Origin of the sequence: Leucobacter sp. UCD-THU, from assembly GCF_000349545.1 — a bacterium.
Classification (GTDB): domain Bacteria; phylum Actinomycetota; class Actinomycetes; order Actinomycetales; family Microbacteriaceae; genus Leucobacter; species Leucobacter muris.
The window spans coordinates 214,389-227,863 of sequence record NZ_KB714600.1; the positions used below are offsets into that span (position 1 = coordinate 214,389).

Consider the following 13,475-nt stretch of genomic DNA (forward strand, 5'->3'; position numbering starts at 1 on the left):
CCGCCTAGCGCGCGGCGAGCCCGTCGATGAGGCGGGCGAACGCGGCGAAGGCGCGATCCGCGTCCCGATCCCCCGCGGCGACCCCCATCGCGGCCTCGCGCATCGCGCCGACCAGCAGCGCGGCCACCGCGTCGGCGTCGACCGCGGGGTCGACCTCTCCCGCGGCCTGCGCGGCCTCGAGCGCCTCGCGGATCATCACGATGCTCGCGCCCGAGCCGATGCCGCGCTCGGCGCCGTCGACGATGAGCGTGGGGCCCGACACGTTGTAGAAGTGGCCGATGCGGGGGTCGTCGGCCAGGTCGAACATGGCCCGGGCATGGGCGACGAGCCGCCCTCGCCAGTCGCTCGCCGCCGACACCGCGGCGCGGGTGCGCTCGACGAGCCCGTACCCGAGGCGGGCGTATGCGGCGCGCAGCAGCTCGTCGCGACCGCCGGGGAAGTAGGCGTAGACGGTGCCGCGCGACACCCCCGACTCGGCCGAGACCCGGTCAATCGTGGTGTCGGCGAGGCCGCTCTGACCGATGACGGCGAGCACGGCCTCGACGAGCTCTTCGCGGGTGCGCTGCTGCCGCCGCTCGCGCAGCGTGGAGGGTGCGGGGGTCGCGGACTGCATCCCCTCAGTCTAGGAGCAGAACCCCGCACTTGTGTACTCCGAGTTCAGTTTCTATACTCAGCGTATAGTTTTCTGTCGAGGGCGCGAGCCCGACAGCCTCCGCCGGAAGGAACCGCATGATCACCGTCGATCTCACCGCCGCCGCAGAGCTCGCGCGCGAAGCCCTCGCCGAGTACGACCTCGACCCCTCGGCCGAGCTCGCCCTGCTCAAGCAGCGCGAGAACTTCGTGTTCTCGCTCAGCGACGGCGGCACCGACTACGTGCTGCGCGTGCACCGCCGGGGCTACCACACCGACGACGAGCTCGGCTGCGAGCTCGACTTCGTGCGCGCGCTGCACGGCGAGGGCGTCGCGGTGCCCGACTTCGTCACGGCGCGCGACGGGCGCGGCTTCTGCGTGGTCGGGCGCGAGCACGCCGCCGGCGTCCACCAGGTCGACCTGCAGCACCTCATCCCGAACCGCGGCAGCTTCGGCGACGAGCGCACGGCGGTCGCCGGCACCGCCGACCTCGACCCGGCCGACTTCGCCGAGCTCGGCCGACTCGCAGCCGAGGTGCACCGCGCCACCGAGCAGTCGGGCTACACGATGGCGGTGCCCCGCGACGATTGGGATCTCGACGGGCTCGTCGGCCCGCAGCCCGCCTGGGGCGATCCGCTGCGGATCGAGGAGCTGCAGGGCGAGGATCGCGAGGCCGTGGTCGCCGCGATCGGGCGGATTCGCGAGGTGCTCGGCGCGTACGGCACCCCCGAGCACCGCTTCGGCCCGATCCACGCCGACCTCACCCCCGAGAACGTGCTGCGCACGGCCGACGGCCTCGTGCTCATCGACTTCGACGACTTCGCCGCCGGGTGGCACCTCTTCGACCTCGCGACCGCGCTCTACTTCTTCACCCCGCACCCCCGCTACGGCGAGTACCGCGACGCCCTCTTCGCGGGGTACGAGTCGGTGCGCCCGCTCGACGCGGCCGACCACGAGGTGTTTCCCGCGATCCTGCTGGCCCGCGGCCTCACCTACCTCGGCTGGTCGGCCGATCGCCGCGGCGAGCCGACCGCCGAGTGGCACGCCACCACCGTGCTGCCGAACATCGTGCGCCTCTCGCGCGAGCTCGTGTCCGTCTGACCCCACCATCAAGGAGCACCGCATGACCTCGAACGCCGAACTCATCGAGCGCCGCAATCGCACCATCGGCCCCTACTCGCCGCTGTTCTACACCGAGCCGCTGCAGTTCGTGTCGGCGAAGGGCGTCTGGTTCACCGAGGCGAGCGGCGACCGCTACCTCGACGGCTACAACAACGTGCCGCACGTGGGCCACTGCAACGAACGGGTCGTGTCGGCGCTGGCCCAGCAGGCCGCGACCCTCAACGTGCACACGCGCTACCTCAACGAGCGAGTGATCGACTACTCCGAGCGCCTGCTCTCGACCTTCGACACCGGCCTCGACCGCGTGTTCTTCGGCAACTCGGGATCCGAGGCCAACGAGCTGGCGATCCGCATCTCCCGCCAACTGACGGGCAGCACCGGCATGATCGTGTCCGATTACAGCTACCACGGCACCACGATCACGCTCGCGGGGCTCACCACGGGCCTGAAGACGGCGACGCCGCTCGACCCGAACGTGCGCGCGCTGCGGATCCCGGATCTGGATCGCGATCCGCGCCCCGAGGCGGAGGTGCTCGCGGAGACGCTCGCCGATCTCGACGGGGCTATCGCCTCGCTGCAGGAGGCCGGCTACGGCGTGGCCGCCTGTCTCTTCGACCCCCTGTTCTCGACCGAGGGCATGCCCCGCCTGCCCGAGGGGCTCGTGCAGGGCATCGTGTCGCGGGTGCGGGCCGCGGGCGGCATGGTGATCGCCGACGAGGTGCAGAGCGGCTTCGGCCGCACCGGCACCCACATGTGGGGCCACCAGTACGCCGGCATGGACGCCGACCTCGTGACCATGGGCAAGCCGATGGGCAACGGGCACCCGATGTCGGCGGTCGTGACGAGCGAGGCCGTGCTCGACGCGTTCGGCTCGACCAACGAGTTCTTCAACACCTTCGCCGGCAACCCCGTGTCGGCGGCGGTCGGAGAGGCCGTGCTGATCGAGATGGCTGAGGAGGGCCTCATGGCCCGGGCGAAGACGCTCGGCGATGAGGCCGCGGCCCGCTTCCGCGGATTCGCCGACCAGTACGACTTCGTGCGCTCGGCGAAAGGCGTGGGCATGTTCCTCGGCCTCGACTTCGCGGTCGACGGCGAGCCCGCTCCGCAGCTCGCGAAGCAGGTCGTCGAGGCGATGAAGACCCGCAAGGTGCTCATCTCGCGCATCGGCCGCGACGAGAGCGTGCTGAAGGTGCGCCCGCCGCTCGCGTTCAGCGAGACGGAGCTGCCGATCCTGCTCGGCGCTCTCGAGGAGGCCCTCGCCGAGGTTTAGGAGGTATCCTCTCGGCTAAAGGGTGTTGCATCAAAGGCGTTGCATCATGAGAAAGGTGACTGGCATGCCGACTGCAGAACAGCAGAACGCGTCTCGCGCAGAGACCCGGCCGACCCAGGTCGAGAGCCTCGGCGTGTTCCGCCGCATGATCTCGACCTCGTTCGTGCCGCTCGAGATCAGCGCGGAGCGCAGCGGCCCGTTCGCTGCGCGGCTGTGCTCGGCCGACGCCGACGACGTCGTGTTCACCGAGGTCGCGGCGAAGCCGCACCTCGTGGAGCGCACCCCCGAGACGATCGCGAACGGCGGCAGCGGCTACTACAAGGTGAGCCTGCTGCTGTCGGGCAGCAGCATCCTGGTGCAGGACGGCAAGGAGCTCGTGATGCGGCCCGGGGACCTCTCGGTGTACGACACGTCGCGGCCCTACTCGCTGCTGTTCGGCGAGGACTTCCGCAACCTCATCATGATGTTCCCGAAGGATCGGCTCGAGCTGCCGAGCGCGTTCACGGAGCAGCTGACCGCGGTCTCGCTCAGCCAGGAGCACCGGGGCGTCGCCCCCGTGATCACGGCGTTCCTATCGCAGTTCCCCGCGCAGCTCGCCCACCTCTCGGACCCGGTGCGCGCGAAGCTCGCCCACACGAGTCTCGACCTCATGGGCACGCTCTTCTCGAGCATTCTCGACGCCGAGCCGGGCCAGCGCGATCCGCATCAGGTGCTGCTGCAGAAGATCTACAGCTACATCGATCTGCACCTGTCGTCGACGGATCTCTCGCCGGGCAGCATCGCAGCGGCCCACTACATCTCGACGCGGCACCTGCACTCGCTGTTCCGGCAGGCCGACACCACGGTGTCGACCTGGATCCGCGAGCGCCGTCTCGAACGCTGCCGCGCCGACCTGCTCGATCCCGTGCTCAGCGACCGCACGGTCTCGGCGATCGCCTCCCGCTGGGGCTTCACCGATGCCGCGCACTTCAGCCGCGTGTTCAAGTCGGCGTACGGCGTCTCGCCGAGCGATCTGCGGCGCGTCTAGCGCGCTCGCCCAGAGGCCTCCCCGAGCGGTTCCGACCGCCCGGGGAGGCCTCTGTCGCGCTCCCCTCCCCGCGGGTCGCGCGCTTCCGCCGCACCCCGCGCGGACCGGACCGAAACCGAGTCGTGATACTCGTTGACCGGTAGCGCACGAAGGTTGTCGTAGGCGGTGCTCGCCGCACACCGAAGCCCTCCGACTCTCTACATTGAGAATCGTATTCCGGATACCGCGGCCTCCGCGGCCATTTCCGACTTCATCAAAGGAGACGAAGAAGAATGACCGATGCACAGATCGCCGACCTCCGCGACGAGCGCCGCGGCGTCGACGAGTGGGCCACGTACGACGAGTTCGCCGCGGGCATCGACACCTACCGCCTGCCGAACGTGTCGCTCGAGGGCCGCAGACTGGCGCTCACCCTCGACGACGGCAGCACCCTCACCGCGCGGTTCGACGCCGAGACGGCGACGTGGAGCGCGAGCGGCGTCATCGGCGCGAGCGACGCGCGCGACCCCTACGACGCCGTGCAGGTGCGCAAGGACGTCTTCTTCCTCAACCTGCCGCTGGAGTCGCGCGAGCGCGAGGCCGTGACGATCGTCTGGTCTGAGCGCACCGGCCGCGGCATCGTCGCCCACTCGCACATCGACGCCGAGCGCGTCGAGGGCGAGCCGCAGGTGAAGCAGGACTTCTACGCCGTTCAGCTCGACGGCGGCGAGGCGAGCGGCGACACCCCCGCGGAGTCGCGCGACCTGATCGGCATGCGCAACCTCTACCGCTACAGCCCCGAGCACCTGTACGAGCACGTGTACATGTCGACCGAGCGCTACGCCTGGCAGAACCTGCAGGGCGTGCAGCGCGGGCACGGCGACATGGACCTCTCGACCGTCTGGAAGCTCGACGAGGGCCTCTATCTCTTCTGCTTCCGCGAGTTCCGCATCTCGGTCGCGAGCGTCTGGCTGCACGACCTCGGCTACAACCTCATGACCACCGGCATCTTCCTCGGCATCAACGGCCGCGGCGAGTCCGAGCACTCGCGCGCAGGCGGCCACATCTACCCGCTCGGCACCGTCAAGTACCCCGACGTGCAGCCGGTCTGATCCCGATCTTCACCTCCCCCCTTCACCCATCCGAGAGGACACACCATGAAATCACGCATCCTGGGCGCCGCCGCGCTGACCGCGGCGGCCGCACTCGTGCTGAGCGGCTGCGCGGGCAGCGACGGCGGCGGTGAGGGCGCGCCGATCAAACTCGGCTCCGTCAACACCATCAGCGGCCCCGCCACGTTCCCCGAGGCCTCCGAGGCGGCTGCGGCCGTCTTCGACAAGGTCAACGCCGACGGCGGCATCAACGGGCGCCAGATCGAGTACAAGGTCACCGACGACAAGGCCGATCCGGCAACCGCCACCGCCTCCGCGCGCGAACTGGTCGGCAGCGACGAAGTGGTCGCTCTCGTCGGCGGCGCGTCGCTGCTCGACTGCGAGATCAACGCGAAGTACTACGAGCAGGAGAACGTGCGCTCGATCCAGGGCATCGGCGTCGACCCCGGCTGCTTCAACTCCCCGAACATCGCGCCGGCCAACATCGGCCCGTTCAACGACACCACGCTCACGATGCTCTACGGCTCCGAGGAGCTCGGCCTCGAGAACCTCTGCGTGCTGACGAGCGTCATCGGCTCGACCGGCCCCGCCTACCAGGCCGGCGTCGACCGCTGGAGCGACATCACCGGCAAGGAGCCGCTGTACGTCGACGACACAGTTCCCTACGGCGGCGCCGACTACACCCCCTACGTGGTGAAGGCGCGCGAGGCCGGCTGCGACGGCATCGTGACCAACAACGTCGAGCCCGACGCCATCGGCATGCTCAAGGCCGCGAACCAGCAGGGCTGGGACGACGTCACCTTCCTGATGCTCACCTCGGTGTACAGCGAGAGCTTCGCGCAGGCCGTGTCGAACAGCGCGGCCGGCGTCTACGTGCCCGCCGAGTTCTACCCCTTCACCGAGGACAGCGACGTGAACGCCGACTGGAAGGCGCTGATGGAGGAGAACGGCATCACGCTCACCTCGTTCAGCCAGGGCGGCTACCTCGCCGCGACCTTCATGGTCGAGGTGCTCGAGAGCATCGAGGGCGACATCACCCGCGAGAGCGTCAACGAGGCGCTCGCGAACATGGATCCCATCGACAACCCGATGATCGCCTACCCCTACCAGTTCGACAAGATCGCCGCTCAGGACTACGAGCCGGGCGGCTGGCCCGTCACCCTGAAGTCGGGCACCAACGCCTGGGAGAAGGCGGCCGACGACTGGCTGATGATCCCGGCGAGCTGATGCTCCGCGCCCTGAGCCGCTCGCGGGGGCCGATCCCCACGACGGGCTCAGGGTCAGACTCACCCGGTGCGGCTGGAGCGCTTCGCTCCAGCCGCACCGGGCACCTCCGTTTCAGATCTCGAAGGATTCCCATGCTTCTCACTTCCCATCGCGCACCGGGGAGGCGGCCGTGAACGGCGGGGCCCTGCTGCAGGGCGCGCTCTCGGGCCTCGCCGCCGGCGGCGTGTACGCCGTGTTCGCGGTCACGCTCACCCTCATGTCGCGCCTCGTGCGCGTCGTCAACTTCGCGCAGGCCGCGACCGGCATGTTCGCCGCGTTCGTCGCCGTCTGGTTCGCCAGCAAGCTCGGCATGCCCGTCTGGCTCGCGACGATCGCGGGCATCCTGGTGGGTGCGCTGCTCGCCGCCATCATCGGCTGGATCGCGGCGACCTGGCTCTCGGACGCCGACCTCTCGACCCGCTCGGCGATGACCGTGGGACCCTTCCTGCTGCTGATGTCGCTCTCGTACATCCTGTTCGGCAACAAGCCGCAGCCCTTCGCGCCCATCTTCAACGGCCCCGCGTTCACGGTCGCCGGCGTCGTGGTGAGCTGGGTCACCGTCATCACCGTCTCGCTCGCGATCCTGGTCGCGGTCGCCGCGGCGCTCGTGCTGCGCAAGACGACCATCGGCACCAAGCTGCGCGCGCTCTCCGACCGCCCCACCACGGCCGAGCTCATCGGCATCTCGTCGAAGCCGCTGGCCATCGGGGTATGGGCGGTGACGGGCGCGATCAGCGCCGTCACGATCCTCATCATCGCGCCGACGCAGTCGAACGACGCGGTGACCCTCTCGATGCTCATCATCCCCGCCGCCGCGGCGGCGCTGCTCGGCGGCTTCAAGCGCCTCGATCTCGCGGTCGTCGGCGGTCTGCTGCTCGGCCTCATCAACGGCATGGTCGCGCAGATCAACGAGCTGGCGCTCGTTCGCAACTTCGTGCCGCTCATCTTCATCGTCATCCTGCTGCTGTGGTCGCAGCGAAAGGAGGTGTGGGATGCTGCTCGCTAATCGGCGCCTGCGCCATGTTCTGCCCATCGCCATCGCGATCCTCGGGATCGGCATCGGCTGGGCGCTGAGCGTCGGGCTCTCCGGCTACGTCGTGTACCTGGCCATCAGCATGGTCACCGCGACGATCTCGCTGCTCGGTCTCGGCATCGTCACCGGGTCGGCCGGGATCATCGCGCTCTGCCAGCTCACGTTCAGCGCGATCGGCGCGTGGGTGGTCACATTCCTCAACAAGAACGAGGCCCCCGGCGGTTTCATCGTCTGGCTGCTCGCGGGGGCGGTCGTGGCCGCAGTCGCGGGCGTGCTGCTCGGCCTGCCCGCGCTGCGCCTGCGCGGCGTGAACCTCGCGGTCGTCACGCTCGGCGCCGCCGCGGCGGTCGACGTGCTGCTCGTGCAGACCCAGTTCCCCGGGCAGCAGGAGGGGCTCTCGGTCGAGCGCCCCGGCCTGTTCTCGAGCGACCGCGAGTACTTCTTCTTCGCGATGATCGTGCTCGTCGTCTGCATCTACCTGGTGTTCCTGCTGCAGCGCAGCCGGGCCGGCAGCAGCTGGAAGGCCGTGGCCTTCTCGGAGCGCGGCACCGCGGCGGTCGGCCAGAGCGTGCGCATGGCGAAGCTCTCGGCGTTCGCGGTGAGCGCCGCCCTCGGCGGCGTCTCGGGCGGCCTGCTCGCGGGCCAGGTGGGCATTCCCTACGCCTCGAGCTTCACGCCCATCATGTCGATCGCGTTCTACATCCTCGCGGTGATGAGCGGCACCTACCTCATCGACATGGCCATCTTCGGCGGCGTGCTGTGGGTGCTCGTGCCCGAGCTGCTGAAGCGCTGGGGCGTGCCTCAGGACTGGGGCTTCGTGATCTTCGGCCTGCTCGGCATCCAGGCGATCACGGGCGGCTCGAACCTCGGCGAGGTGATCCGCAGCGGCTTCCGCGCTCGCGCGAGGAAACGGCGCGCCGCGCGGGTCGAGACCGCCTCGAACGAGGTGGGGACGACGGCGCTCGACGTGTTCGCGGTGCCCGAGGCCGCCGAGCCGATCCCCGCCGATGCGGCGCCGGTGCTCGAGGTGCGCGGCCTGGGCGTGCAGTTCGGCAGCCTCAAGGCGAACGACGACGTGTCGCTGCAGGTGCGGCCGCGCTCCATCATGGGCCTCATCGGGCCGAACGGCGCCGGCAAGTCGACCTTCGTCGACGCGGTGAGCGGCTTCCTGCCCCAGCACACCGGCACCGTGCTGCTCGACGGCGAGGACATCACGCGGCTCTCCCCGGTGGCCCGCGCCCGCAAGGGCCTGCGCCGCACCTTCCAGCAGGATCGGGTGCCGCCGCAGCTGTCGGTCGAGGCGTACGTGCGCTTCGTGGCGCGCCAGCGCCTCGACCACGACGAGCTCGCCGATGCCCTCGCGTTCCTCGGCTGCCCTCCCCCGGAGGAGCAGCTGGCGAACGTCGACGTGGGCACGCGCCGGCTCATCGAGGTCGCCGCGGCGGTGCTGTCTGGCCCGCGCGTGCTGATCCTCGACGAGCCGGCGGCGGGTCTCTCCCACGAGGAGCACCTGCAGTTCGGCCACCGTCTCACTCGGATCCCGTCGCGCTTCGACACCGCGATCGTGGTCATCGAGCACGACCTCGATCTGGTGCGCTCGGTGTGCACCGAGCTCACCGTGCTCGACTTCGGCAAGGTGCTCGCTCAGGGCCCGACGCGCGAGGTGCTGGACGATCCCGCCGTGATCGCGGCCTACATGGGAGATGCGGAGATGACGCAATGAACGAACTGCAACTGAGCGGTGTGACCGTGCGCCGCGGGGCCGGGCCGGTCGTATCAGACGTCGATCTCACCCTGCAGGAGGGGCGGATCGTCGCCCTCGTGGGGCCGAACGGCGCGGGCAAGACGAGCCTGCTCGAGTCGGTCTCGGGAGTGATCGGGCACGCGAGCGGCGACATCACCGTCGACGGCGAGTCGATCGCGAAGTGGAGCCGGGTGCAGCGCTCGCGCGCGGGCATCGCCCACATCGAACAGGGGCGCGCCATCTTCCCCTCGCTCACCGTGCGCGAGAACCTGCTGCTGACGGCGAAGAACGATGCCGGCGTGCAGGAGGTGATGCAGTCGTTCCCCGAGCTCGAGAAGCGCATCGACTCGCAGTCGGTGCTGCTTTCGGGCGGCGAGCAGCAGATGCTCGTGCTCGCCCGGGCGTTCGCCTCGAAGCCGCGGTTCCTGCTGATCGACGAGATGTCGCTCGGTCTCGCGCCCGTGGTGTTCATGCGGTTGCTGCCGCTGATCCAGCAGATCGCAGCGTCGGGTGTGGGCGTGCTGCTCGTCGAGCAGTTCACGCATCTCGCGCTGGGCATCGCCGACGACGCGATGGTGGTGGCGAGCGGCCGGGTGAGTCACCCGCAGGGTCCGGCGAAGGCGCTCGCCGAGGACGAGGCGCTGCTGCGGCAGGCGTACCTGGGAGGCTGAGCCGCGCCGCCTCCGGCGCGGGTGAGAGATCCGGCTTCGATGAGACCAGTTCCTCGGTTCTGGTCTCACCGAAGCCGGATCTCTCGCGTCAGCGGCCCCTCACACTGCGGCGGCGGTCTTCGTGCGGCGTCCGAACACCGCGAACAGTACACCGCCCGCGATGAGGATCGCGCCCGCGGCACCGATCGTGATGCCGCCAGCACCGCCCAGCACGGGCAGCGCCCCGGCCTCCCGCTGACGGTTCTCGATGCTCACGATCGAGCCCGCACCCGACGGGTTGCGACCCGGGTGCACGGTGATCTCGATCGGCTCGCCGCTCGCGACGTAGCCCGCCGGAGCGCTCGTCTCCACCAACCAGTACTTCACACCCGCCGGCGACGACTTCAGGCCGCGGATCACCGCGAAACCGTGGTCGGCGCCCTGATCGGACGTGACGAACGTCTTGCCGTCCTCGCTCACCCCGGAGCCCTCGGCGAACTCCAGCGCACCGGTCACCGGCAGGCCCGCTTCCACCTGCGCCACCGCGTCGCGGGCGGCGCCCTCGGACTCGAACACCTGGAACCCCGCGCCCGCGAGCCGATCCGCCTGTTCGGCGGGATCGCCACCCTCGATCATCTTGTTCACCCGCGCCGAGCCCCAGTACGTCCGGGTGGTAGACGCGTTCAGGTGCTCGTCGTTCAGCCAGAGCGCCGCGTTGTTCGCGAGCTCTCCCCTCGTCGGCACCGAGGCGACGCGGGTCGCGAGCGTGAAGTCGACCTGAGCCCCGTCCCCCGCCGTGCGCAGCGCGTCGAGCCCGGGCTGCTCCATCCGCATCCAGACGCTCGTGGGTGACGGCTCGATCGTGAAGTCGCCGGGCGCCGAGAGCTCGATCGGCGGGCCGGCGGTCGGGCGAATCGTGACGGTCGGCGCAGGATCGTCGGCGTAGACGAGACCGGAGGGGAGGATGTCCAGCACCTCGTACTGATGCGGCGCGGGCGTCACGTGCGGCACGTTGCCGGTGATCGTCCACTTCACGAGATCGCCGAGCGCGTGCGCGGCGCCGTCGTCGACCGTCTTCACGACCCCCGGGGCGATCGCCTTCGGGTAGGCGTGAATGTCGTAGTTGAAGACGCCGGGCTGCTGCGTGGGCATCGGCGCCGTGACGAGGAACGGCTGCACGTCGCTCGTCATCGACGCCGGCTTCTCCACCTGCTGCACCAGGTACAGCCCCACGCGAAGCGCGCGGAGCGTGACCGTGCCGGCGGCGGGCCCATCGCCTCCCGTCGTGCCCCGCCACACCGGCACCAGCGTAGGCGAGGCCGCCGCGAGCGCGGCGGGGTCGTCGAGGTAGGGCTGGACCATCGCCCACCCCGCGTCGGTCGTCAGATCGACGGGCACCCCGCCGATCTCGGTGACCCGCTCGAATTCGAACGTGACGCCTTTGACGGGGAACGATCCCTCGGGCAGCGCGGGCAGTTCCGACCCGTCGCCCGGGACGCCGGTCGGCGGTGTCGGCTGGGTCAGCACGTGCACCGTCAGCGTGCCGATCCGATCCGGGTCGATGTCGCCCGGCGCGGCCTGAGCCGCGGGGGCCGCGCCTCCCACCAGCGCGGCCGCGCCGATACCGAGCGCGGCGACAGCCGCGAGCGCAGTGCTCCATCGTGTGCGGGTTCTCGGCATGCGGTCTTCCTCTCGTCGTGCGGGCATCGACGCGCGAGCACCCCGATCCGGGCGTCTCGCACGCGGGCAGGCCCGACCCGGCGATCACCCGCCCGATCCCCCCGCTTCGGCGCCTCGAGCGGATCACCACTCGGGCGGCCGAGCGCACACACTTCACCTGATGGAGCCATAGCTTGCGCTCAGGATAGCGACAGTTCGGACCCCCGCGCACCGCGGTAGGAGTTTTCACCCAGCCCCGCTCGGCGCGGGAAGACGGCGCTCACCCGCGCTCGTAGACCGGGGCTCCTCCGAAGAGCGTCAGATCGACGCGCAGCTCGGTGAGGCGCTCGGGGTCGACAGATGCGGGATCGCCGTCGAGCACCACCAGGTCGGCGACCTTGCCGGGCTCGAGCGACCCGCGCCACCGCTCGGCGAAGCTCTGCCTCGCGGCGTTCGTCGTGTACGCGCGCAGTGCCGTCTCGAGGCCGACCCGCTGCTCGGGCCCCGACACCCGGCCCGTCGCCTTCGAGCGGCGCGTCATCATGCCGGCCACGCCCGCGAGCCAGTCCGGCGCGGTGACGGGGGCGTCCGAGCTCGCGCAGAACGTCGCCCCCGACTCCGCGGCCGATCGTGTGGGCCACTGCCTCGCCGAGAGCTCCTCGCCCACCACCGAGTCCATGAGGTCGGTGATCTGGGCCTTGATGCCCGGGTTCATGTTCACGCCGTACCCGCGCTCGCCGAGCTGCGCGAGGCGCTCATCCGAGATGAAGTCGCCGTGGATCACGTAGTGGCGGGCGTCGTCACGCGGGTGCCGCTCGTTCGCCTCGACGAAGGCGTCGACCGTGATGTCGATGCCGTGATCGCCCGTCACATGCACGCCCGCCTGCAGCCCCAGCCGGTGCACGGCGTCGATCGCCCGGCGCAGCTCGGCCTCCTGCAGCGGCTCCGAGGCACCGTGCACGCAGAGTGCGCCGTGCCCCTGCGACGGCCCGTAAGGCTCGTACATGTACGCGGTCTCGTTGGGAGGCACGCCGTCGGCGAACAGCTTGACGCCGATCACATTCAACAGCCGCGGGTCGGTCTCGCCGAGACCCGCCTGTTGCTCGCGCACGCGCGTCTCGAGGCGATCCGCCGTCTCCCCCATCGCGAGCGGCAGCATCAGCACCGAGACCCGCGCCGTCAGCTCCCCGCTCGCGACGAGCTCCTCGTAGGCGCGGATCGCGTCGCCCCCGAGCGCCCCGCCGAGCACCCCCTCGCCGCCCGGGCCGAGACCCGGCTCGGTGTACGCCGTGATGCCGAGCGCATTGAGCCGCCGCACCGCGTCGGCGATCGCGCGCTTGCGGGTCTCGTAGTCGGGTCGCGGGATGATCGACTGCACGAGATCCTGCGCTCCCTCGCGCAGGATCCCCGTCGGCTCGCCGCTCTCGTCGCGGTCGATCACGCCGCCGGCGGGCGCGACCGTGTCTCGGTCGACGCCCGCGAGGCGCAGCGCAGCGCTGTTGACGAGCACCATGTGGCCCGAGAAATCGGTGAGGCAGACGGGATGATCGGGCGAGACGCCGTCGATGTCGGAACGGTGCGGGATCGCGCGCTCGCCGTCGAGGCACTCGCGCAGGTAGCCCACGTCCCACCCCTGGCCGACGATCCAGTCGCCCGGCGTGGTCGTGCCGGCGGCGCCCCGCACCGTCTCCACGATCTCGGCGATCGAGCGCACCGCGGGGTACGACAGGTCGAGGGAGTACGGCGGGCTGCCGATGCCCCACGCCGCCCCGTGCAGATGGGAGTCGTCGATGCCGGGGAGCACCGCCCTCCCCGCGAGCTCCACCACGCGGGTTCCCGGCCCGATGAGATCCGAGACCTCGTCGTCGCCGCCCGTCGCGAGCACCGCCCCGTCGCGCAGGGCGATCGCCTGCGCCACGGTGAACCCCTCATCGAGGGTGTAGACCCTGCCGCCCCGCAGCACGGTATCCGCGAACTCCATCA

General features: G+C 70.4%; 11 protein-coding genes. 8 read left to right on the forward strand and 3 right to left on the reverse strand.

The window, feature by feature from the left end:
• Positions 1-4: 4 nt before the first annotated feature.
• Positions 5-613: a TetR/AcrR family transcriptional regulator gene (locus tag H490_RS20390; protein WP_017883278.1), complete on the reverse strand. Its 609-nt coding sequence runs from the start codon at positions 611-613 to the stop codon at positions 5-7.
• Between the two features lie 116 nt (positions 614-729).
• Between H490_RS20390 and H490_RS20395 the strand changes: the two genes are divergently transcribed.
• From H490_RS20395 to H490_RS20430, 8 genes are all read left to right on the forward strand, one after another.
• Complete coding sequence (locus H490_RS20395) at positions 730-1,731, forward strand: phosphotransferase enzyme family protein (protein WP_017883279.1); 1,002 nt, start codon at positions 730-732, stop codon at positions 1,729-1,731.
• Positions 1,732-1,753: 22 nt separating this feature from the next.
• Entirely contained in the window at positions 1,754-3,022 is a 1,269-nt protein-coding gene (locus tag H490_RS20400) for an aspartate aminotransferase family protein (RefSeq protein WP_017883280.1), read from the forward strand.
• Positions 3,023-3,086: 64 nt separating this feature from the next.
• On the forward strand, positions 3,087-4,049 hold the full coding sequence (locus tag H490_RS20405) for a helix-turn-helix domain-containing protein (RefSeq protein ID WP_017883281.1): 963 nt from the start codon (positions 3,087-3,089) through the stop codon (positions 4,047-4,049).
• A 272-nt stretch (positions 4,050-4,321) separates the two neighbouring features.
• Complete coding sequence (locus tag H490_RS20410) at positions 4,322-5,140, forward strand: MoaF C-terminal domain-containing protein (RefSeq protein ID WP_017883282.1); 819 nt, start codon at positions 4,322-4,324, stop codon at positions 5,138-5,140.
• A gap of 45 nt (positions 5,141-5,185) precedes the next feature.
• Entirely contained in the window at positions 5,186-6,367 is a 1,182-nt protein-coding gene (locus tag H490_RS20415; RefSeq protein ID WP_017883283.1) for an ABC transporter substrate-binding protein, read from the forward strand.
• 169 nt (positions 6,368-6,536) lie between these two features.
• Positions 6,537-7,412 (forward strand): branched-chain amino acid ABC transporter permease, encoded by an 876-nt coding sequence (locus tag H490_RS20420; RefSeq protein WP_017883284.1) that lies wholly within the window; start codon positions 6,537-6,539, stop codon positions 7,410-7,412.
• Complete coding sequence (locus H490_RS20425; protein WP_017883285.1) at positions 7,399-9,162, forward strand: ABC transporter permease subunit; 1,764 nt, start codon at positions 7,399-7,401, stop codon at positions 9,160-9,162. Before H490_RS20420 ends, H490_RS20425 begins: the two co-directional genes overlap by 14 nt.
• The gene (locus tag H490_RS20430) at positions 9,159-9,854 is read left to right on the forward strand and encodes an ABC transporter ATP-binding protein (protein ID WP_017883286.1); all 696 of its coding nucleotides are present in this window, start codon (positions 9,159-9,161) and stop codon (positions 9,852-9,854) included. Before H490_RS20425 ends, H490_RS20430 begins: the two co-directional genes overlap by 4 nt.
• Positions 9,855-9,953: 99 nt before the next feature.
• Here the strand turns inward: H490_RS20430 and H490_RS20435 are convergent, their stop codons facing one another.
• A complete protein-coding gene (locus H490_RS20435) occupies positions 9,954-11,513 on the reverse strand; it encodes a SpaH/EbpB family LPXTG-anchored major pilin (protein ID WP_017883287.1) in 1,560 nt (519 codons plus the stop codon).
• Positions 11,514-11,772: 259 nt separating this feature from the next.
• The gene (locus H490_RS20440; RefSeq protein WP_017883288.1) at positions 11,773-13,473 is read right to left on the reverse strand and encodes an amidohydrolase; all 1,701 of its coding nucleotides are present in this window, start codon (positions 13,471-13,473) and stop codon (positions 11,773-11,775) included.
• Positions 13,474-13,475: the final 2 nt, after the last annotated feature.

What these genes read in the sequence shown, in the direction of transcription:
- H490_RS20405 (WP_017883281.1), top strand. Translation starts at nt 3,087, where the DNA reads ATGCCGACTGCAGAACAGCAGAACGCGTCTCGCGCAGAGACCCGGCCG.
- H490_RS20425 (WP_017883285.1), top strand. Translation starts at nt 7,399, where the DNA reads ATGCTGCTCGCTAATCGGCGCCTGCGCCATGTTCTGCCCATCGCCATC.
- H490_RS20400 (WP_017883280.1), top strand. Translation starts at nt 1,754, where the DNA reads ATGACCTCGAACGCCGAACTCATCGAGCGCCGCAATCGCACCATCGGC.
- H490_RS20395 (WP_017883279.1), top strand. Translation starts at nt 730, where the DNA reads ATGATCACCGTCGATCTCACCGCCGCCGCAGAGCTCGCGCGCGAAGCC.
- H490_RS20410 (WP_017883282.1), top strand. Translation starts at nt 4,322, where the DNA reads ATGACCGATGCACAGATCGCCGACCTCCGCGACGAGCGCCGCGGCGTC.
- H490_RS20430 (WP_017883286.1), top strand. Translation starts at nt 9,159, where the DNA reads ATGAACGAACTGCAACTGAGCGGTGTGACCGTGCGCCGCGGGGCCGGG.
- H490_RS20390 (WP_017883278.1), bottom strand. Translation starts at nt 613, where the DNA reads ATGCAGTCCGCGACCCCCGCACCCTCCACGCTGCGCGAGCGGCGGCAG.
- H490_RS20435 (WP_017883287.1), bottom strand. Translation starts at nt 11,513, where the DNA reads ATGCCGAGAACCCGCACACGATGGAGCACTGCGCTCGCGGCTGTCGCC.
- H490_RS20415 (WP_017883283.1), top strand. Translation starts at nt 5,186, where the DNA reads ATGAAATCACGCATCCTGGGCGCCGCCGCGCTGACCGCGGCGGCCGCA.
- H490_RS20440 (WP_017883288.1), bottom strand. Translation starts at nt 13,473, where the DNA reads ATGGAGTTCGCGGATACCGTGCTGCGGGGCGGCAGGGTCTACACCCTC.